The organism is Alcaligenes sp. NLF5-7 (assembly GCF_024266725.1).
Taxonomy (GTDB): Bacteria; Pseudomonadota; Gammaproteobacteria; order Burkholderiales; family Burkholderiaceae_B; genus Alcaligenes; species Alcaligenes phenolicus.
The window spans coordinates 947220-965514 of record NZ_CP100755.1 but is presented as its reverse complement, the minus strand read 5'-3'; the positions used below and the strand labels follow the sequence as shown (position 1 = coordinate 965514).

Sequence of the window (18295 nt, the reverse complement as noted above, 5' to 3'; positions counted from 1 at the left end):
TGAAATGATGGGCCAGCGATGAGACTATTTATAAGTATTCTCCTGGTCTTCGCCCTGGGTATTGGGGCACTGGCCCATTTGACGCAAGGGTTCTCCGCCCTGACAGCCGAGACGGCCCGTCGCAATGATGTTGCCGCCTCGCCGCGTTTGATCTCCGATGTCGAAGTACTGCTCCCTGCCGGGGGCAGTACCCAGCTAAGCTCTCTGCTGCAAAACGATGGTCGTATTACCATCGTCAATTTCATCTATACCCGCTGTGTCACGCTATGTCTGGCGATGGGCTCGGAGTATCAGCAACTGCAAAAAGCGATTGTGGACGAGGGCCTGCAGGACCGTATCCGCTTGCTGAGCATCAGTTTTGATCCCACCGATTCACCCGATCACCTGCGCCGCTATAGCAAAACCATGAAGGCCAACCCGGACGTCTGGCAATTTGTCACCATGATGCCTGGCGAGCAGCGTCAACGTGTGCTGGATGATTTTGGTATCGTCGTTATTCCCGCCCCTTTCGATGAGTACGAGCACAACGCAGCCTATCACGTTGTCAGTGCCGAGCCGCGCCTGGGTCGTATCGTGGATTACGGTGAGCCTATGTTGGCCCTGGCGTATGCCAAGCGCGCCCTCGAGGATCTGGACAAGAAGGGAGCGATGTAATGTCCTTAAAACGTGTCGTCGAATCCCCTAAAGTACGTCCTTATTTTGGTAGTGCCCTGGCATTGGTGGCAGCTTTGCTGTTTGCTGCCGCAGTCTTCTGGGATCGCCCTCTGACCGCCTCCATGAGTCTGCATATGCTGGTGCATATTCCCTTGTTGGTCCTGTCGGGCATTAGCTTGCAACTGGCCTTGCGCTACCAGGGGGTTGGCCGTTCGGCTGCCATGCAGTCCTTGCTGCGCCCGTATTACGCCCTGAATGAATATGGTTTGCCCGGTTTGATCATGGTCAGCTTTGCGGCGGCTTACTGGATGGTTCCCAAAGCACTGGACGATGTGCTGGTATCGCCTCCCATGGCCACTGCCAAATATATCGGCCTGGTCTTGATGGGCATGTTGTTCATGGAGTCCTGGCGCCGCGCCCATCTGGTGTTTCGTCTGTTTTTCTTTGGTAATTTCAGTTGGATGATGGCTATTGTTGGTCTGCTGTATTACGACAATCCGGTTCGGCTCTGTAATTTCTATCTACAGTCTGACCAAGAGATTGCCGGCATAGGCCTGGTTATCATGGCTTGTGTGCTGCCATTGCTTTGGCTCTTGTCTGAGAGCAAGGCAGTGATCGCCTTTTTGCGGCAATAATACCCATCCATTTTGTTTTGCAGGTGTCCTCATGAGCCATACCGTTTCCAACAGCGATACCCGTCTGTACCGACGCAACAGCTTTTTTGACCAGATTCTGAGCGAGACGAATCGGGCCCTGGAAGTATTGGGACGTTCGGCACGCGCGTCGCGCCCGAATCCCGCTGGCAAGGAAGTGTCCGAGATCACGGCTGACGAAGCCCGCCATGCTGCCGGCTTGATGCGTGTGAACCATGTGGGCGAGATTTGCGCCCAAGCCTTGTACCGCAGCCAGGCCATGCTGTGCAAGGATCCCCAGGCTACCGAGGTACTGCTGCAAGCTGCCCAGGAAGAGGTGGACCATCTGTCCTGGTGCGATGACCGTTTGCGCGAGCTGGATAGCCGCCCTAGCGTGTTCAACCCCTTGTGGTATGCCGGTTCCTTCGCGCTGGGTTTGCTCGCCAGCCGGGCAGGGGTGCCGTATAACCTTGGTTTTATGGCCGAGACAGAGCGCCAGGTTGAAGAGCATCTGGAAAGCCATCTGGAGTCCTTGCCTGCTACAGACAATCGCTCGCGTCGGATCGTAGAAAAAATGCGCGATGACGAGATTGAGCATCGTCGTACCGCCGAGAATCATGGGGCTGTGGGTTTGCCTCCACCTGTCAAAACCTTGATGCGCATGATGTCCAAAGTCATGACGACGACGGCTTATCGCCTGTAAAAGGGAGCTCTGGGCCAAATCACTTATTGATGAGTGCCGAGCCTTCATGGATGCAAGTAGCAAAACGGGTCAGTAATTGACCCGTTTTTCTTTGTAGGTTTGGAGCTTGTTTGGTGGCTTAGGGTTAACGACTAGATACCTGGAATGAGATTTGCGCTAGGAAATTGATGCATTAAAGCGACAAGATAGGCATCTAAGGGTTTTCCACAGCATTTATCTTGCATTGCACCATTTTTGTGGGTAGACTTTAGTTATTGGATGTTGAAAAGAAAGCGGGAAATAAGCAAAAGCACAAGCGTAATAACCCTTAGCTTTCTGGCTCGATACTTTATCTGGTAGCCCAACTTGCCACGATTGTCTCCTCCACCCTCCTCCTTTGGTGGATTTGCCCGAGATCTCTAGATCTCGGGTTTTTTTTTGCTCGTATCTTTTGTTTGTGAGTGTCCTGTCTTGAAGGGCCAGCATTTACGGGGCTTCTGGCCTTGTTGATGCCCGTGCGGCTCGCCGTCGCTGTTTTGGCTTCACATGAAAAAAAATACTGCACAGTCTGAATAGGAAAAGCCTTGCCCATCATTGTGGATGGACAAGGCTTTTTTTATCGCCAAGGTTGAGCGAACTTACTTCTGTGGAACCGTGGCCACATGCAGCAGGTTGGTGCGACCGCTGGTGCCAAAAGGAACACCGGCAATCATCACGATGGTGTCGCCCGCCTGGGCGAACTCATGTTGCGCTGCCATATCGGTAGCGTGGTCGATCATCTCGCCCAGATCGCTGACGTCCTCGCAAGGCACGGCATGGACACCCCAGGCCAAGGCCAGACGGCGTGCGGTTTCCACACGGGGTGTCAGTGCCAGGATAGGGGCGATGGGCCGTTCACGGCTGGCACGCAAGGCGCTAAAGCCAGTCGTGGTGTAGGCCACGTTCGTTGCCGGTTCCAGAATGCTGGCCACGCGACGCAGGGCGCAGCAGATCGCGTCTGCGGTGCTGGCTTCAGCGGTGCTGTGGTTGGCTTCCAGAATGGTGCGCCAGCTAGGATCGTTTTCGATTTCCTTGATGATGCTATCCATGATGGACACCGCTTCCAGTGGAAACTGGCCGGAGGCCGATTCGGCGGACAGCATGACGGCATCAGCACCCGAATAGATGGCGGTAGCCACGTCGGAAGCTTCAGCACGTGTAGGCACCGGCGAGGTAATCATGGATTCCAGCATCTGTGTAGCGACGACCACCGGACGGCCTGCCGCACGGGCAGTACGCACGATTTGACGCTGCAACACAGGCACGCGCTGGGGTGGGACTTCCACGCCCAGGTCGCCACGTGCCACCATCACGCCATCACACAGCTGGACAATTTCTTCCAGGTGTTCCAGCGCTTGTGGTTTTTCCAGCTTGGCCATGATCCAGGCCTTGTCGCCGATCAGCTCGCGGGCTTCACGGATGTCGCCAGGACGTTGCACAAAGGACAGCGCAACCCAATCCACGCCCAATTCCAGTCCAAACTTCAGATCGATCAGGTCTTTTTCGGTCAAGGGCGAGATAGGCAGCACCACGCCGGGTACGTTCACGCCCTTGCGGTCGGACAGCGGGCCGCCGACCATGACCGTGGTTTCTGCAAAATCCGGACCGAAGCTGTCCACACGCAGACGCAGCTTGCCGTCATCGAGCAGCAGGTCTGTCCCATCTTCCAGTGCAGCGAAGATTTCGGGGTGAGGCAGGTAGGCACGCTGGCTGGTCCCCTCAGTGGGGTCCAGATCCAGACGGAATTTCTGGCCGGTTTCCAATGTCACGCGGCCATCTTGCATTTTGCCAACGCGCAGCTTGGGCCCTTGCAGGTCCATCAGAATACCGATACTGCGACCGGTTTCCTGTTCAATCTGACGAATGGTGTGATAGCGCGCGGCATGGTCTTCATGTGTGCCGTGGCTGAAGTTCAGGCGGAACACATCAGCGCCGGCCTCGAACAGTTCACGAATGCGTTCTGGCGTAGAACTGGCAGGACCCAGGGTAGCCAGAATGCGGGAATGACGTTGACGTTTCATGGGTTGTTGTCCTTAGGGGGATCGATAGCTCAAAGAGCAGCGATACCGGCGCGGGCGATCTGAGCGTCTTCAGGTGCCTTTACGCCGGACACGCCGACTGCACCAATGACTTGACCGTCCACCACAATCGGCTCGCCGCCTTCCAGTGGCGTGATGGGCATGGACAGAGCGGCAAAGCGACCATTGTTGACCATGTCTTCAAAAACCTTGCTGGGCTTGCCACCGCCCAGCACGCATGTGTGTGCCTTGGCGGGAGCAACCTGCGCGCTCATCAAGGGAGCGCCGTCCATACGTTGCATCCAGAGCGCGTGACCGCCTGCATCGCAAATGGCGATGCTGACAGCCCAGTTGTTCTTCAGCGCTTCTTGCTCGGCAGCAGCAGCAATTTTTTTAACATCGGCCAGGGTCAGTACTTTCGTGTCTCTCATGTCCAGTCCTTTAAGAAAAGCGTTAATCGCTAGGGGTTAAAACCAGAATTGCACGGAAATCGTTGACGTTGGTCAGGGTAGGGCCCGTAACCAAAGCGTCATCCAAGGCTTCAAAGAAGCCATGACCATCATTATTGTCCAGACTGGCCCTTGGGCGTATACCTTGTTGCCAGGCACGCTCCAAAGTGTCCGGACCGCAGAAGGCTCCGGCAATTTCTTCCTGGCCATCCACACCGTCGGTATCGCCGGCCAAACCGTAGATACCGGGTGCCCCGTTCAAGGCAATGGCGGTGGACAACAGAAACTCCACATTGCGACCGCCACGGCCCTGGCCGCGCAAGGTCACGGTGGTTTCTCCGCCCGAGAGCAGCACGCAGGGGGCCTGGGCAGGCTGGCCATGCTGGGAAACGCTCAGGGCAATACCAGCCATGACTTTGCCTACATCGCGCGCTTCGCCTTCAATGCTGTCGCCCAGCAAGACGGGACGCACCCCACGGGCTTCAGCGACACGAGCTGCAGCCAGCAGGGCCAGTTGGGGTGTGGCGACCAGATGGGTGGTGACATGAGCCAGGCGTGGATCGTCAGGCTTGATGGTTTCGCCATCGCCGCTCTCCAGCAGGGCGCGGGCTGCGGCAGGAATTTCGATGCCGTAGCGGGTAATGATTTCCAGCGCTTGCTCGCATGTGGTGGGATCTGCCACCGTGGGGCCAGAAGCGATGTCCATGGGCTTGTCGCCGGGAACATCGGAAATCAGCAGGTTCAGGACGCGGGCGGGGGCACAAGCCGCTGCCAGACGGCCACCTTTGATGGCAGACAAGTGGCGGCGTACCGTGTTCATCTCACCAATTGAAGCGCCCGATTTGAGCAGCGCTTTGTTGATGGCTTGCTTGTCCGCCAGGGTGATGCCTTCTCCGGCCAAAGGCAGCAGAGACGAGCCGCCACCGGAAATCAGGCAAATAACCAGATCGTCTTCGTTCAGATCGCTGACCGTGCGCAAAATTTCGCGGGCCGCGTCTTCACCGGCCTGGTCCGGCACGGGGTGAGAGGCCTCCAGAATCTTGATGTGATCACAAGGCACGCCGTAGCCATAGCGGGTGACGACAACACCGCTGATGGGGCCTTTGTCCCAGTGACGCTCCAGTGCCTGGGCCATCGCTGCCGATGCTTTGCCAGCACCGATCACAATGGTGCGGCCTTTGGGAGCATCGGGCAGATAAGGCGGGATGCAATGTTCAGGCTGAGCCGCGTTGACGGCAGCTTGAAACATTTTGCTGAGTAAGTCTTGTGGCTCGATCTTCATGGGTCAATCCTAATGCAGAGTGACGGCAACAAACCATCTTACTGCGCTACAACACGCCTTCACCTCCCCGCTTTGACTTGCAGCCTTCGAGAAAGATTGTGCTGTCTGGGGGGCTTGGCGGTAAAAAAAAGCGGGCCGCAGCCCGCTTGCTGGATGCCCCGACCGTGGTGGCTTGATGCATGGAAGAAACCAGCCCGGACAGGAGCATCCTTGAACCGATCTTATTGACCAATCTCGTAGTTGGCCATGATTTCCAGGGCACGGACCATGGCGGAGTGGTCTTGTGCTGCGCCACCGTGGGCGGCGCAGGTGTTGAACAGTTCCTGTGCCGTTGCGGTGTTGGGCAGGGCCACGCCCAGCTGACGTGCCGTGGTCAGGGCCAGGTTCAAGTCTTTCTGGTGCAGTTCGATGCGGAAGCCTGGATCAAACGTGCGCTTGACCATGCGCTCACCGTGAACTTCCAGAATACGGGAGTTTGCGAAACCGCCCATCAGCGCTTCACGAACCTTGCCTGCATCGGCACCGGCCTTGGAGGCCAGCAACAGGGCTTCGCCCACGGCTTCAATGGTCAAGGCCACGATGATCTGGTTGGCCACTTTGGTGATCTGGCCGTCGCCGTAGCTGCCGACCAGGGTGATGTTCTTGCCCATCAGTTCAAACAGGGGCTTGACCTTGTCGAAGGCCTCCTGCTTGCCGCCGACCATGATGGTCAGCGAGCCAGCCTTGGCACCGACTTCGCCACCGGACACAGGAGCGTCCAGGTATTCGCAGCCCAGCTTGACGATGCGCTCGGCAAAGTCTTTCGTGGCCACGGGGGAGATGGAGCTCATGTCCACCACGATCTTGCCAGCGGTCAGACCGGCGGCAATGCCGTCTTCGCCAAACAGCGCATCTTCCACGTGCGGGGTGTCGGGCACCATCGTGATGATGATGTCAGCCTGACGGGTTACTTCGGTGCCGTTGGCGCAAACGGTGGCGCCAGCTTCTTTCACGCTTTTGGGGAAGTCGCCACGGGTGTAGGCAAACAGCTCATGACCACCTTTGATCAGGTTGACGGCCATGGGTGCGCCCATGATGCCCAAACCAATAAAACCGATTTTAGCCATTGTGTAATCTCCTAATAATTATCTGCAGGTATTCGACGATCAGGCAGTGACTTCAGTCAGTTCAGTCATCCAGCCCAGGCCATCCTTGGTCACGCCGGCGGGCTTGTACTCGCCGCCGATCCAGCCCTGGTAGCCAATGCTGTCGATGTACTTGAACAGCCAGGCGTAGTTGATCTCGCCTGTGCCCGGTTCGTTGCGGCCTGGGTTATCCGCGATCTGGATGTGTGCAATCTTGTCCAGGTGCTTTTTCATGGTGGCAGCCAGCTCGCCTTCCATGCGCTGGGCGTGGTAGACGTCGTACTGGATGAACAGATTGTCCGAACCCACGTCCTGCAACAGCGCCGCGGCCTGTTCGGTACGGTTCAGGTAGAAACCTGGAATGTCGAAGGTATTGATGGGTTCAACCAGCAGGCGCAGGCCGGCGTCTTTCAACTTGGCGGCAGCAAACTGCAGATTGCTGACCAAGGTCTTGTGAGCCAGTTCGCGGTCTGCACCTTCGGCCAGCTTGCCAGCCAGGCAGTTGACTTGCTTGCAGCCCAGCGCGGTGGCGTATTCAATGGCACGGCCTACGCCGTCCTGGAATTCACCCACGCGCTCGGGCAGGATTGCAATGCCGCGCTCGCCGCCGTCCCAGTCGCCCGCAGGCAGGTTGTGCAACACTTGGGTCAAACCGTGTTGTTGCAGTTTGTCAGCCAGCTGCTGTTTGTCGTAGGCGTAGGGGAACAGGTACTCCACTCCCTTGAAACCAGCTTCGGCCGCTGCCTGGAAGCGATCCAGGAAGTCGTGCTCGTTAAACAGCATGGTCAGGTTGGCGGCAAATTTTGGCATAGTGCTACTCCGTTTTTTAAATCAGCAATCAGTCCATCAGCGAGATGGCGGTGGGGGCGTCAATACCCGCTTCGGCCAGGGACTCGAATTCCGTCACATTGTGCAGTTCGGTACCCATGGCAATGTTGGTGACGCGCTCCAGGATCAGTTCTATCACAACCGGCACGCTGAACTCTTTCATCCATGCGCGAGCCTGTTCAATGGCGGGCTGGATGTCTTCGGGTTTGTGTACGCGGATGGCCTTGCAACCCAGACCTTCCACCACGGTGATGTGATCCACACCATAACCTTCGGTTTCAGGGGCGTTGATGTTGTCAAAGGCCAGTTGTACACAATAGTCCATCTCGAAGCCGCGCTGTGCCTGACGGATCAGACCCAGGTAGGCGTTGTTGACCAGAATGTGCAGGTAAGGCAGCTTGAATTGTGCGCCTACGGCCAGCTCTTCAATCATGAACTGGAAGTCGTAGTCGCCCGAAATGGCCACCACTTCACGACCTGGGTCAGCGGCGACCACACCCAGGGCGGCGGGAATGGTCCAGCCCAATGGGCCTGCCTGACCGCAGTTGATCCAGTGACGTGGTTTGTACACGTGCAGGAACTGGGCGGCAGCAATCTGCGACAGACCAATGGTGCTGACGTAGGTGGTCGAAGGACCAAAGGCGCGGTTCATTTCTTCGTAAACGCGCTGAGGCTTCAGGGGTACGTTGTCGAAATTGGTCTTGCGCTGCAAGGTGGCCTTGCGCTTCTGGCAGTCGGCTACCCAGGCGGCGCGGTCGCGCAGCTTGCCAGCAGCCTTGTATTCCTTGGCGACTTCAATGAACAGTTTCAATGCAGCGCCAGCGTCCGAGGCAATGCCCAGATCAGGGCCAAATACGCGGCCGATCTGTGTAGGCTCGATGTCCACGTGCACGAACTTGCGGCCTTCGGTGTAGACGTCTACGGAACCGGTGTGGCGGTTGGCCCAGCGGTTACCGATACCGAATACAAAGTCCGATGCCAGCAAGGTCTGGTTGCCGTAGCGGTGCGAGGTTTGCAGGCCAACCATGCCAGCCATCAATGGGTGATCGTCGGCCACAGTACCCCAGCCCATCAGAGTCGGGATAACGGGTACGTTGACCAGCTCGGCAAATTCCTGCAGCAGCTCGGATGCGTTGGCGTTGATGACGCCGCCACCGGATACGATCAGCGGACGCTCGGAAGCGTTCAGCAGTTCGATGGCTTTTTCAGCCTGGGCACGGGTGGCAGCAGGCTTGTAGGCTTCCAGCGGGGAGTAGGTATCCAGATCAAATTCGATCTCGGCCATCTGCACGTCGATAGGCATATCGATCAGCACAGGACCAGGACGGCCAGAGCGCATGATGTGGAAAGCCTGCTGGAACACGCGCGGGATCAGATCGGGTTCGCGCACGGTGACGGCCCACTTAGTCACGGGCTTGGCAATGGATTCAATGTCCACAGCCTGGAAGTCTTCCTTGTACAGGCGGGCACGAGGGGCCTGGCCGGTAATGCACAGAATTGGGATCGAGTCAGCCGATGCGGAGTACAGGCCGGTGATCATGTCTGTGCCAGCGGGGCCGGAAGTACCGATACATACGCCGATATTGCCGGGATTGGCACGGGTAAAACCTTCGGCCATGTGGGAAGCGCCTTCCACGTGGCGGGCGAGAATGTGATCAAAGCCACCTTCCTTACGCAGTGCGGAGTAGAAGGGGTTGATTGCGGCGCCAGGCACGCCAAATACGGTGCTCACGCCTTCTTTACGTAAAATCGCGGCGGCGGCGTCCACTGCTCTCATTCGAGCCATTGATATCTCCTAGATCATCGTTTGACGAAATTCACAACTCGATAATAAGGAGTGATAGCCCTGCCTAGAAATGGTGGTACGATTGTTTCTATCGATACTTGGAGTATTGAATGAGCCGTTATACCGAAATTCGAAGTTTTGCGCTGGTCGCTGAAAAAGGCAGTTTTGCGGCTGCGTCCGTGATCGAAGGCGTTACCCCGGTGGTGATGGGTAGGCGCCTGGATGCCTTGGAGCAGAGACTGGGGGTGCGTTTGATGCACCGGTCCACGCGCGGGCTGACTTTGACTGATCTGGGCGAGCAGTTTCTGGAGCAGTGCAAACAAATTCTGAAGGACTTTGAAGAGGCTGAAGCCAGCATCAGCGCCCAGCGTAAAGTGGTGCGCGGGCACCTGGTGGTATCGGCTCCGGCTGCCTTTGGGCGCCGTCATGTGGCACCGCATGCCTTGTCCTTCAAGAAGCGTTACCCCGAGCTGAAGCTGTCTTTCAACTTCACCGACAGCGTGGTGGATCTGGTGCGCGAAGGTTATGACATGGCCTTGCGCATTGGCGAGGTCACCGACCCCAACTACGTGGCGGTACGTCTGTATCCGAACCGGCGTGTGGTGTGTGGTACGCCCGAGTATTTCGAGCGTCACGGGGTGCCGCGCGTACCGGAAGATCTGGCTCGTCATAACTGCCTGGCGTTCAATTTGCAGGGTGGGCAGCAACGCGGTTGGACCTTCTTGCGGGATGGTCGTCCTTTGGCGGTACGGGTTGATGGTGATCTGGATTGCAATGACGGTGAATTGCTTTTTAACTGGGTCAAGCAGGGCTGGGGGATAGGTTGGCGCTCCACCTGGGAAATTCAGCCAGAGCTCAAGCGGGGCGAGCTGGTGACGGTGCTGAACGAGTTCGAGATTCCCAGTTATGACATTCAGGCGGTGTATCAGCAGCAGCGCTATCTGCCGGCCAAAGTGCGGCGCTTTATTGATTATTTGCGTGCCATCTACAACACGCCGGGTTACTGGGACGGTGAGGTGCAGTTCTAGGATTTTTACGCTTTGGAATGAAAAAACCGCTTCGAAAAGCGGTTTTTTTGCTGCGTACGACTTAGAAATGCCATTCCAGCTGTACGGTTGGAGCGCTGGTTTTGATACCGGGTTTCAGGCTGCCGTCTGCCTTGTAGCGGTTACCGAACTTGTTGTACCAGTACTCGTAGCCAATCCCCACCCACAAGGTGTTCTTCTTGTCGAAGGCCACTTTACCCACGTCGGCCATCAGGGATGTACGGACCAATACTTCAGACTTGGTGCTGATGCCCGCGTAGTCATCACCTTTGGGGCCGGCGTAGTTGGCAAAGCCCTGGAACTTCAAAGGCACTGAACCCACATCAAAGGGCAGATTCCAGTTCAGGCTGGCTAAAAACTGGGTGTCGAAAGAGCGGCGGCTGTCCGGGCAGGCGGGAGCACCCAGACCGCAGTGGTTCCACTCCTTACCCACCATCAGGCTCAGGTCAACAAAGCCTCGGGGTACATCGAATTTGAAGGTTGGGCCCAGTACCAGCAGGCGTTTGCGCGGTGCAAAGGCGGTGTTTTTGGTGTTCAGGTCAAAGCCCGCTGTGATGGCCACATCTTTTACGGGGCCGAAGCTCAGATCCTTGTCGAATACCTTGCCCATGGAGAGCTGGTGACGATAGGTGGCGTAGAACTCGGTGGCGCCATTGCTGCCATTCCCGTTGGAGGGATCGTAGCGGTCCGACTGCAGGATATCCAGGTTGAAGAAGTTCTGGCCCAGGCTGTAGCCGTTGACGTGTGTCAGGCTCAGGATGTGCTTCTGAATAGTCCGATCGTTCATCGGCTCGGTGTACTGCGTGCTGAAGCGGTAGCCTAAAAAGGTGTCGCTCCAGTCAGCTGCCAAGGCGGGGCTGGACAGCAGGGCGGCGGCCAGCGGGGCGCATGCCCAGCGAGCAGGGTGTAGCTTTTTCATGGTGTCTCCTCTTTGTTTGAGCACAAGCAGGTCCCTGGGATCTGATGTCCCTTATGGCCTGCGGCCTTAGTTTTCTTTGAGTGGGTGTTACTGACCTTGCTTAGATTAATTATGGGCAGTCGATACTTTTATGAAGGTACTGCGGAAATTTGAACAGCCGCCCATTTCAGGCAGGACGGCTGTTCAAAAAGGGGCTTAGCCGTTTTGCGAGGCCAGGTGATTGCCGCTGTCTTCAGTCGCTTTTTGAGCAGCGGCCTGTTTGCGGGCCTGGGTAGCAGCGGTGGATTCAACGGTGTGGCCTTGGTCGGCGTATTTTTCCATGCCGTTGAAAAACAGGTTCAATAAGATGGCAGATACGGCAGCCAGCAAGATTCCGCTATGCAGCAAGGGAGCCAGAGCAGGGGGCATCTTGTCCAGCAGGTGCTCGGCAACCAGGGGAATCATGCCAAAGCCCAGGCTGATGGCCACGATATAGGGGTTGTAAGGGTTGCGGTTCAGGTTGGCCGACATCAGGATCTTGATGCCGGTAGCGGCCACCATGCCGAACATCACAATGCCAGCACCGCCCAGAACGTAGTTGGGGATGGAGGCCACAATGAAAGCCATTTTGGGGAACAGGCCCAGCATGATCAGGAAGGCACCACCCATGACACATACCCAGCGGCTGCGCACGCCGGTCACGCTGACCAGGCCCACGTTTTGCGAGAACGAGCTGTGCGGGAAGGTGTTCATGATGCCGCCCACCAGGGTACCCAGACCGTCGGTACGCAGACCGCGCACCAGCGCTTCTCGGTCGGTAGGACGGCCGCAGATGGAGCCCAATGCCAGGAACATGCCCAGAGACTCAACCATGATCACCACCATGATCAGGGACAGGACTGCCGCTGCGCCCAGCAGGGCCCAGCTAAAAGTAGGCACGCCAAAGTGGAATGGAGTCACCACCGCAAACCAGCTGGTCTGATCCAGACCTTCAAAGGTGATGCGACCCATGGCCAAAGAGACAAAGAAACCGACCAGCAGGCCAATCAGCACTGCCACGTTTGCCAGGAAACCGCGTGCAAACTTGGTGATCAGCAGGATCACAGTCAGCACCATCAAGGCAATGCCCAGGTTTTCCAGCGAGCCGTATTCGGGGTTGGGGATGGACAGGCCGGTGGCGGCGTCAGTAATAGTAGGGGAGCCGCCGCCGATCCAGTTCAGACCCACGCGCATCAGCGTCACGCCAATCACGGTAATGATGATGCCGGTCACGACCGGGGGGAACAGGCCCATCAGACGGCTAAATACCGGAGCAATCAGAATACTGAAGATACCGGCCAGGATGGTGGCGCCAAAAATACCGGGCAGGCCCAGTTGTGGATCCAGGCCAATGGCGATCATGGGGCTGACCGCTGCAAAGGATACGCCCATCATGACGGGCAGTTTGATGCCGAACATACCCAGGCCACGAGCCTGGATGATGGTGATCAGGCCACAGCACAGCAGGTCGGCATTAATCAGGAATGCGATCTGTTCCTTGGACAGGCCCAAGGCCGCACCAATGATCAGGGGGACAGCAACTGCGCCCGCGTACATCACCATGACGTGTTGCAAACCAAGGGTTGCCAGGCGCCCCGTTGGTAGGCGTTCGTCTACACCGTCACAAGCAGCAGGTGTGGACACTTCTGGGTTGGCGGACATCCGGGTCTCCTTATTAATACGTTATGCGCAGCCGATGCCTGGGCCGCGTAAGCATAAAGTTATCGGATGGGCCCTATCACTGGAAGGCAGTACGGCTTGATAAGTAGAATACGTAAAAGCGTATGGCAGGCTGATGCTGACAGGGGGGAAAGGATATATGCCCTGTAGATGGGGCCTGTGTTCAGGCCACGCCCTAGCAGATTCCTGCTTTTTTCATGCATTTTTCAGCGCTAGGGGTATTGCCCACCTAGTCCATCCTGAAAATCTATGTTAATAGCCTCCAAACTACTGTTTGATTTACGTTTGAAGAGCCGTTAAGGTGCTGAAAGATATAAAAAAAGCGGCCCTGTGGCCGCTTTTTCATGGGTCTGATTTACTTGTCCGACCACAGGACGCCGGCCGTGGCCCAGTCCTCGCGTTTGACATCGGTAAAGACCACATCGACGGCCTCCGGGGTACAGCCAAGCACGCGACAGGCTTCTTTAGTCAGGGCCTGGGCGAGCTCACGCTTGATTTCCACGGGACGGCCGTCGAATAGTTGTACGTTAATAGAAGGCATAAAAGCTCCGTAGGGGTGGAAAGGGTCTTAGCGGCAAAAATCCGGCTCGCTCTGATAGAGCTTGCGCAGCAAGGCTGGCCATTCTAACAAGCCCTCTGGCTCATCCCCGGGTAAAAGCTGGCGATGTGTCAAATCCAGCACATCCGTCGGGGGCAGGTGCAGTTGCGGGCTGGCAGCCATGGCCGAGAGCTGAATGCGACAGGCGCGCTCCAAGGCATCCATCAGGACATAAGCTTCGGCAACAGTGCGGCCACAGGTCAGGGCACCGTGATTGCGCAAGAGCAGGGCGGGATAGGAGCCTAATTGCTTGAGCAGGGCCTCTTGCTCCTGGGGCGGGAAGGCCAGACCGGCATAGTCGTGATAGCCAATATCCTGCCAGAACCGCATGGCGTGTTGCGATAGAGGCAGCAGTCCACAGGACAGAGCCGAGACGGCAATCGAGGCATCTGTATGTAAGTGGATGACACAGTGTGCATCCGCTCGGGCGCGGTGAACGGCTCCGTGAATGGCAAAACCGCTGGGGTTGGCACGACGGCCTGTGCCGTCCACAACCTGGCCCTGGGTATCAATCAAGAGCAGATTGGAAGCGCAGATTTCATCAAAGCGCAAACCGAAGGGATTGATCAGGAAAGTGTCGTCGTGGCCGGGCAGGCGCAGGGAGATATGGGTGTAGATGATATCGTCCCAGCCCTGGCGGGCCGCCAGCCGGTAGGCGGCGGCCAGATTGACACGGGCGCGCCAGTGCTCAGGATCAATATCGGCCGGACGATGGGCGTAAATGGCCGCTATGTCCGGCGTGATGGGACAGGACTGGCTCACGCTGCTGTGGTTTCCAGTTCAGCAATGATGGCTTTTTCTTCCAGCTGAATCACATCGCAGTTGTCGCCGGGACCTTTGCGGTCAATCACGATGAAGTCGGCCACTTGATTCAGTGCCATCAAGGGGTGGTGCCAAACGCCAGTTGCGTAGTTCACGCCCTGGTCGCCACGGGCCAGGAACAGGCGTAGATCGCTTGCCTTGGGAGTCGGGCCAGCAGGGGCCACAATCACCAGATACGGTTGGCCGGACTGCGGAATGAAGGCCTGGCTACCTTTGGGGTGGCGTTCCATCATTTCCACGGTAAAGGGCAAGGTGCGTGGCTGACCACGGAAAATGGACACAATCGCCTGACCGTCTGCACCCGGCTCGATCTTGGCCAGGTCGTGGTAGCGCTCGGTATTGCCTTCATTGATGGTGAAGTGCTGAACCGTGTCGGAGGCCTCGATGACATCACCAAAGGGGGCGAAGGCTTCGGCTGTCAGGGTTTCCAACTTCAATGTGATTGTCATGGCAGAGGTCCTTGGTAGGGCAGACCCGCGTGGGGCTGAAAGCAGCCGCGCCACGAAGGGTCAGAGGAAACAAAGGGCAGCGTGCCCGCAGGCTGGCGCTACCCCGTGAACTGGATGGGTCAACAAGACCCGGCAGGCAGCAAAATCAGCCCAGCAGCGCATCCAGACGGAAACGGGCAATCTTGCCGATTTCAGTCAGACAAGCTTGAAACTCGGTTTCAGCACTGTTGTTCAGACGAGCTTCTACTGTATCCATGATTTGGTAACGGCTCAAACCCTTGACGGCAATCACGAAGGGAAAACCGAAGCGCTCACGGTATTGGGCGTTCAGGCCACGCAGACGGGCCAGCTCTTCGGCCGAACACTGATCCAGGCCGGCGCCACGTTGTTCGCCTGTCGATGCGGTGGTCAGGGTCCCTTGCTCGGCTTCTTTACCAGCCAGCTCGGGGTGAGCACAGATCAGGTTCTTCTGTTCTTCGTGCGATGCTTCTTGGACCACTTGCACCATGCAGGCGTGCAACTGATCCACGCTTTCAAAGGGACGCTGGTTCCAGCTACGCTCAGGGACCCAGGGGGAATGTTCAAAAATACCTTCGAGCTTTTCCACGAATTGGCTCTGATCCAGGCTGGAGAGTTCGGTGAGCGCCTGTGTGGTGGTAAGGGTTTGAGTAGTCATGTGTCAGTCCGATTATCTAAGCGTAAATAGTGCGAGCCGAGGCGGCTCCAGGACCAGGCCTGGAGGCCGTTTTATCAAGGGTAGTGGGTGGGCGTTTACACGGTATGTTTGATTTATTCAAACCCTTATAAACCACCGCCTGTGGGCTATGATTTTCTTATATGGGACCAGTTTAAGTTTTCTGTTTATAAATAAAATAGAATTAGGCGTATAAATGATATATGCCATCTCGTATTGTGCATGTATGTCATTATCATGCTGGAAAAAAGCGTAAGAAGGAGAGAATAAGATGGCCGCCCGACGTGGGGATAACCCGCTTGATACCTATCTCTTGAGGGTATTTTGCTTACTCGTTACCGAGCGCAGCGTCTCGCGTACCGCGTTCAAAATGAACCAGTCGCAGCCTGCTATCAGTGCGGCCTTACGACGCTTGCGTGACATTATTGGCGATCCTTTGCTGGTCCGCGAAAAAGGGGGCATGGTGCCTACCGAGCGCGCCATTGGCCTGCTGGCCCACGCTAAAGGAGCCCTGGCCGAGATCGACTGTATGGTTAATGCGCCCGACAGTTTCGACCCTCAGGTAAGTCGCAGTGAGTTTCATATCGGAGCGCCAGATTATCTGGCGCCTGTCTTTATTGGCGGAGTGGTCGAGCGCATGCGTCGCGAGGCACCGGGGGCACGCTTGAATCTGCATTCTCTGGATGCCAGCTTTGATTTTGAGCGTTCTTTGGCGGAAGGCGACCTGGATATGGTTATTGGGAACTGGCCCGAACCGCCCGATCGCATGCACCTGTCCGTGCTGCTGGAAGATCAGATTGTCTGCCTGGTAGCGGCAACGCACCCCTTGGCTCGCAAGGGGTTGACCATGGATGATTACGTGCGGGCGCGCCATGTGGTGCCCATGCCGTATTCCATCAACCAGCGCGGTGTCATCGATACGACCTTGGCGACTCTGCGTATTCAGCGTGATGAAAGCGTGGCGGTGCAGTCCTTTTCGGCAGCACCGTATTTGCTACAGAATACAGACCTGATTTTTACGACTTCGCGTCATTTCGCCGAGTTTTATTGTCGACTATTGCCCCTGGCGATTCTGGAGGCCCCGCTGGAGTTTCCGCCCATGCGCTTTTATCAGCTCTGGCATGAACGTAACCGGCATTCGCCCAGCCATCGCTGGTTACGGCGACTCCTGACCGAGTGCGGTAATCAGCTGGCCTCGACAGAACCGTTGCCGCAACCCGATTCCTGAGCCCCAATCCCGCAAAATACTTGCTTTCGGGCTCGCGCTCGGGCAAATTAGCGAGCTACTCCTGCCTACACGAAAGTGATACGGGACTTGACGGAAATTGTTGCATTTAATGCGACTGGTCACGGACACAAGCCGGAAGGCAGGTTGATAATGTGTAGTTCCTAACCTAGCAGGTGTTTTGCGGTGTCTTTACCTCAGATGGGGGAGTCTCTTACCTGGTTGTATATCTGTGTCGTGGCTTTTATGGTCGGCGGGCTGATCGTGGCCTCCGAACGTTGGCATGGCCGTCTGACCGGGGACAGCGACCTTAGTAAACCCCAAGCGTCCCATTCTCGTCCTACCCCGCGTGTGGGTGGTCTGGCCGTGGTGGCAGGCAGTTTGGCTGGCTTGCTGGTCCTTGGACCCAGCAATATGACACTGACCTGGCTGTGGCCGGTCTTGTTTCTGGCTGCCATGCCGGTATTTGTGGCGGGCCTGGTCGAGGACATCACCAAGGACGTAGGTTCCCTGAAACGCTTGCTGGCCGCTTTCCTGTCGGCCGCGATTGCCTGGTGGTTGCTGGGTGGTGTGTCGCGTGTTGGGGTGAGCTGGGCTGATTGGGTTCTGGGTTTCTGGCCCATTTCGCTGCTCTTTACCATGATTGCGGTAGGCGGCTGTACCCATGCCCTGAATATTATTGACGGTATGAATGGCCTGGCCGGCATGATCGCCACCTTGATGGCGCTGTCCCTGGCTCTGGTGGCCTTGCAGGTGCAGGACATTCCGATTTTCCTGATTGCCGCCTCGCTGGCCTCGGCCACCTTGGGCTTTCTGGTATGGAACTTTCCTTTTGGACGGGTCTTTCTGGGGGATGGGGGCGCATATTTCCTGGGCTTCATGCTGGCTGAACTGGCTGTGCAACTGGTGGTGCGCAACCCCAGTGTGTCGCCGTTTTACGCCTTGGCCGTGCTGTTTTACCCTGTTTTTGAAACCATGTTTTCGATCTGGCGTCGCCGTTTCAAACGCGGTGTGCCTGTGGATCAGCCGGACGCGCTGCACCTGCATCAACTGGTGTTCCGTCGTCTGGTGCGTTCCACGTTCAGTCGTGACAGTGGCGGAGCCTTGCCCGCGTTTTGTAATGCCATGACCTCGCCTTACCTGTGGGTACTGGCCCTGATCGGTTTGGTACCAGCCACGATCTGGTGGGACAATACTTGGGCTTTGTGTGCCAGCATGCTGGCCTTCTCACTGGTTTATATCTGGCTCTATTCCCGTCTGGTTTCGTGGCGTCGCCCTTCCTGGCTGCTGCTACCCTCGGTACGGCGGCGGATAGATCGGGACTGATACTGTCAGGCGTTCGAGATTATT

At 56.9% G+C, this 18295-nt stretch carries 18 protein-coding genes; 6 read left to right on the top strand and 12 right to left on the bottom strand.

The window, feature by feature from the left end:
• The first annotated feature begins 18 nt into the window (after positions 1-18).
• Genes MID00_RS04535 through coq7 form a run of 3 tightly spaced genes read left to right on the top strand, consistent with a single transcriptional unit; the run spans position 19 to position 1989 of the window.
• Positions 19-654, top strand: a complete 636-nt coding sequence (locus tag MID00_RS04535) for an SCO family protein (protein ID WP_009461119.1) — start codon at positions 19-21, stop codon at positions 652-654.
• Positions 654-1289 carry a hypothetical protein gene (locus MID00_RS04530; RefSeq protein ID WP_254499767.1) on the top strand — a complete coding sequence of 212 codons (636 nt, stop codon included), beginning with the start codon at positions 654-656 and terminating at the stop codon, positions 1287-1289. The genes MID00_RS04535 and MID00_RS04530 overlap by 1 nt, the downstream gene beginning before the upstream one ends.
• A gap of 31 nt (positions 1290-1320) precedes the next feature.
• The gene (gene coq7, locus MID00_RS04525; RefSeq protein ID WP_009461117.1) at positions 1321-1989 is read left to right on the top strand and encodes a 2-polyprenyl-3-methyl-6-methoxy-1,4-benzoquinone monooxygenase; all 669 of its coding nucleotides are present in this window, start codon (positions 1321-1323) and stop codon (positions 1987-1989) included.
• Between the two features lie 617 nt (positions 1990-2606).
• On the opposite strand, the gene pyk is transcribed toward coq7, so the two are convergent.
• From pyk to gcl, 6 genes are all read right to left on the bottom strand, one after another.
• Positions 2607-4028, bottom strand: a complete 1422-nt coding sequence (pyk, locus tag MID00_RS04520; RefSeq protein ID WP_254499766.1) for a pyruvate kinase — start codon at positions 4026-4028, stop codon at positions 2607-2609.
• Between the two features lie 29 nt (positions 4029-4057).
• On the bottom strand, positions 4058-4456 hold the full coding sequence (locus MID00_RS04515; RefSeq protein ID WP_009461115.1) for a heme-binding protein: 399 nt from the start codon (positions 4454-4456) through the stop codon (positions 4058-4060).
• Between the two features lie 22 nt (positions 4457-4478).
• Complete coding sequence (locus tag MID00_RS04510; protein WP_035271254.1) at positions 4479-5756, bottom strand: glycerate kinase; 1278 nt, start codon at positions 5754-5756, stop codon at positions 4479-4481.
• Positions 5757-5977: 221 nt separating this feature from the next.
• Complete coding sequence (locus MID00_RS04505; protein ID WP_254499765.1) at positions 5978-6862, bottom strand: 2-hydroxy-3-oxopropionate reductase; 885 nt, start codon at positions 6860-6862, stop codon at positions 5978-5980.
• A 39-nt stretch (positions 6863-6901) separates the two neighbouring features.
• Positions 6902-7690, bottom strand: coding sequence for a hydroxypyruvate isomerase (gene hyi, locus MID00_RS04500; protein ID WP_026485030.1), 789 nt, complete (start codon positions 7688-7690; stop codon positions 6902-6904).
• Positions 7691-7718: 28 nt separating this feature from the next.
• Positions 7719-9494 (bottom strand): glyoxylate carboligase, encoded by a 1776-nt coding sequence (gene gcl / locus MID00_RS04495; RefSeq protein ID WP_035271252.1) that lies wholly within the window; start codon positions 9492-9494, stop codon positions 7719-7721.
• 110 nt (positions 9495-9604) lie between these two features.
• Between gcl and MID00_RS04490 the strand changes: the two genes are divergently transcribed.
• The gene (locus tag MID00_RS04490) at positions 9605-10522 is read left to right on the top strand and encodes a LysR family transcriptional regulator (protein WP_026485032.1); all 918 of its coding nucleotides are present in this window, start codon (positions 9605-9607) and stop codon (positions 10520-10522) included.
• A gap of 61 nt (positions 10523-10583) precedes the next feature.
• On the opposite strand, the gene MID00_RS04485 is transcribed toward MID00_RS04490, so the two are convergent.
• From MID00_RS04485 to uraD, 6 genes are all read right to left on the bottom strand, one after another.
• The gene (locus MID00_RS04485; RefSeq protein ID WP_009461111.1) at positions 10584-11459 is read right to left on the bottom strand and encodes an outer membrane protein OmpK; all 876 of its coding nucleotides are present in this window, start codon (positions 11457-11459) and stop codon (positions 10584-10586) included.
• A 195-nt stretch (positions 11460-11654) separates the two neighbouring features.
• On the bottom strand, positions 11655-13139 hold the full coding sequence (locus tag MID00_RS04480; protein ID WP_083054174.1) for a nucleobase:cation symporter-2 family protein: 1485 nt from the start codon (positions 13137-13139) through the stop codon (positions 11655-11657).
• A gap of 373 nt (positions 13140-13512) precedes the next feature.
• Positions 13513-13698, bottom strand: a complete 186-nt coding sequence (locus tag MID00_RS04475; protein WP_009461108.1) for a 4-oxalocrotonate tautomerase — start codon at positions 13696-13698, stop codon at positions 13513-13515.
• 27 nt (positions 13699-13725) lie between these two features.
• Positions 13726-14517: a class II aldolase/adducin family protein gene (locus MID00_RS04470; protein ID WP_022983252.1), complete on the bottom strand. Its 792-nt coding sequence runs from the start codon at positions 14515-14517 to the stop codon at positions 13726-13728.
• The gene (locus MID00_RS04465; protein ID WP_009461105.1) at positions 14514-15026 is read right to left on the bottom strand and encodes an ureidoglycolate lyase; all 513 of its coding nucleotides are present in this window, start codon (positions 15024-15026) and stop codon (positions 14514-14516) included. The genes MID00_RS04470 and MID00_RS04465 overlap by 4 nt, the downstream gene beginning before the upstream one ends.
• A gap of 145 nt (positions 15027-15171) precedes the next feature.
• Positions 15172-15702 (bottom strand): 2-oxo-4-hydroxy-4-carboxy-5-ureidoimidazoline decarboxylase, encoded by a 531-nt coding sequence (gene uraD, locus MID00_RS04460; protein WP_009461104.1) that lies wholly within the window; start codon positions 15700-15702, stop codon positions 15172-15174.
• Between the two features lie 289 nt (positions 15703-15991).
• On the opposite strand from uraD, the gene MID00_RS04455 reads away from it, so the two are divergent.
• Together MID00_RS04455 and MID00_RS04450 are read left to right on the top strand one after the other, a co-directional pair.
• Positions 15992-16948, top strand: coding sequence for a LysR family transcriptional regulator (locus MID00_RS04455; protein ID WP_009461103.1), 957 nt, complete (start codon positions 15992-15994; stop codon positions 16946-16948).
• Positions 16949-17146: 198 nt separating this feature from the next.
• On the top strand, positions 17147-18271 hold the full coding sequence (locus MID00_RS04450; protein WP_009461102.1) for a glycosyltransferase: 1125 nt from the start codon (positions 17147-17149) through the stop codon (positions 18269-18271).
• Positions 18272-18295 lie beyond the last annotated feature (24 nt).

What these genes read in the sequence shown, in the direction of transcription:
- hyi (WP_026485030.1), bottom strand. Translation starts at nt 7,690, where the DNA reads ATGCCAAAATTTGCCGCCAACCTGACCATGCTGTTTAACGAGCACGAC.
- MID00_RS04450 (WP_009461102.1), top strand. Translation starts at nt 17,147, where the DNA reads ATGGGGGAGTCTCTTACCTGGTTGTATATCTGTGTCGTGGCTTTTATG.
- MID00_RS04535 (WP_009461119.1), top strand. Translation starts at nt 19, where the DNA reads ATGAGACTATTTATAAGTATTCTCCTGGTCTTCGCCCTGGGTATTGGG.
- uraD (WP_009461104.1), bottom strand. Translation starts at nt 15,702, where the DNA reads ATGACTACTCAAACCCTTACCACCACACAGGCGCTCACCGAACTCTCC.
- MID00_RS04455 (WP_009461103.1), top strand. Translation starts at nt 15,992, where the DNA reads ATGGCCGCCCGACGTGGGGATAACCCGCTTGATACCTATCTCTTGAGG.
- MID00_RS04530 (WP_254499767.1), top strand. Translation starts at nt 654, where the DNA reads ATGTCCTTAAAACGTGTCGTCGAATCCCCTAAAGTACGTCCTTATTTT.
- coq7 (WP_009461117.1), top strand. Translation starts at nt 1,321, where the DNA reads ATGAGCCATACCGTTTCCAACAGCGATACCCGTCTGTACCGACGCAAC.
- MID00_RS04475 (WP_009461108.1), bottom strand. Translation starts at nt 13,698, where the DNA reads ATGCCTTCTATTAACGTACAACTATTCGACGGCCGTCCCGTGGAAATC.
- MID00_RS04480 (WP_083054174.1), bottom strand. Translation starts at nt 13,139, where the DNA reads ATGTCCGCCAACCCAGAAGTGTCCACACCTGCTGCTTGTGACGGTGTA.
- MID00_RS04490 (WP_026485032.1), top strand. Translation starts at nt 9,605, where the DNA reads ATGAGCCGTTATACCGAAATTCGAAGTTTTGCGCTGGTCGCTGAAAAA.
- MID00_RS04485 (WP_009461111.1), bottom strand. Translation starts at nt 11,459, where the DNA reads ATGAAAAAGCTACACCCTGCTCGCTGGGCATGCGCCCCGCTGGCCGCC.
- gcl (WP_035271252.1), bottom strand. Translation starts at nt 9,494, where the DNA reads ATGGCTCGAATGAGAGCAGTGGACGCCGCCGCCGCGATTTTACGTAAA.
- MID00_RS04465 (WP_009461105.1), bottom strand. Translation starts at nt 15,026, where the DNA reads ATGACAATCACATTGAAGTTGGAAACCCTGACAGCCGAAGCCTTCGCC.
- MID00_RS04515 (WP_009461115.1), bottom strand. Translation starts at nt 4,456, where the DNA reads ATGAGAGACACGAAAGTACTGACCCTGGCCGATGTTAAAAAAATTGCT.
- MID00_RS04505 (WP_254499765.1), bottom strand. Translation starts at nt 6,862, where the DNA reads ATGGCTAAAATCGGTTTTATTGGTTTGGGCATCATGGGCGCACCCATG.
- MID00_RS04510 (WP_035271254.1), bottom strand. Translation starts at nt 5,756, where the DNA reads ATGAAGATCGAGCCACAAGACTTACTCAGCAAAATGTTTCAAGCTGCC.
- pyk (WP_254499766.1), bottom strand. Translation starts at nt 4,028, where the DNA reads ATGAAACGTCAACGTCATTCCCGCATTCTGGCTACCCTGGGTCCTGCC.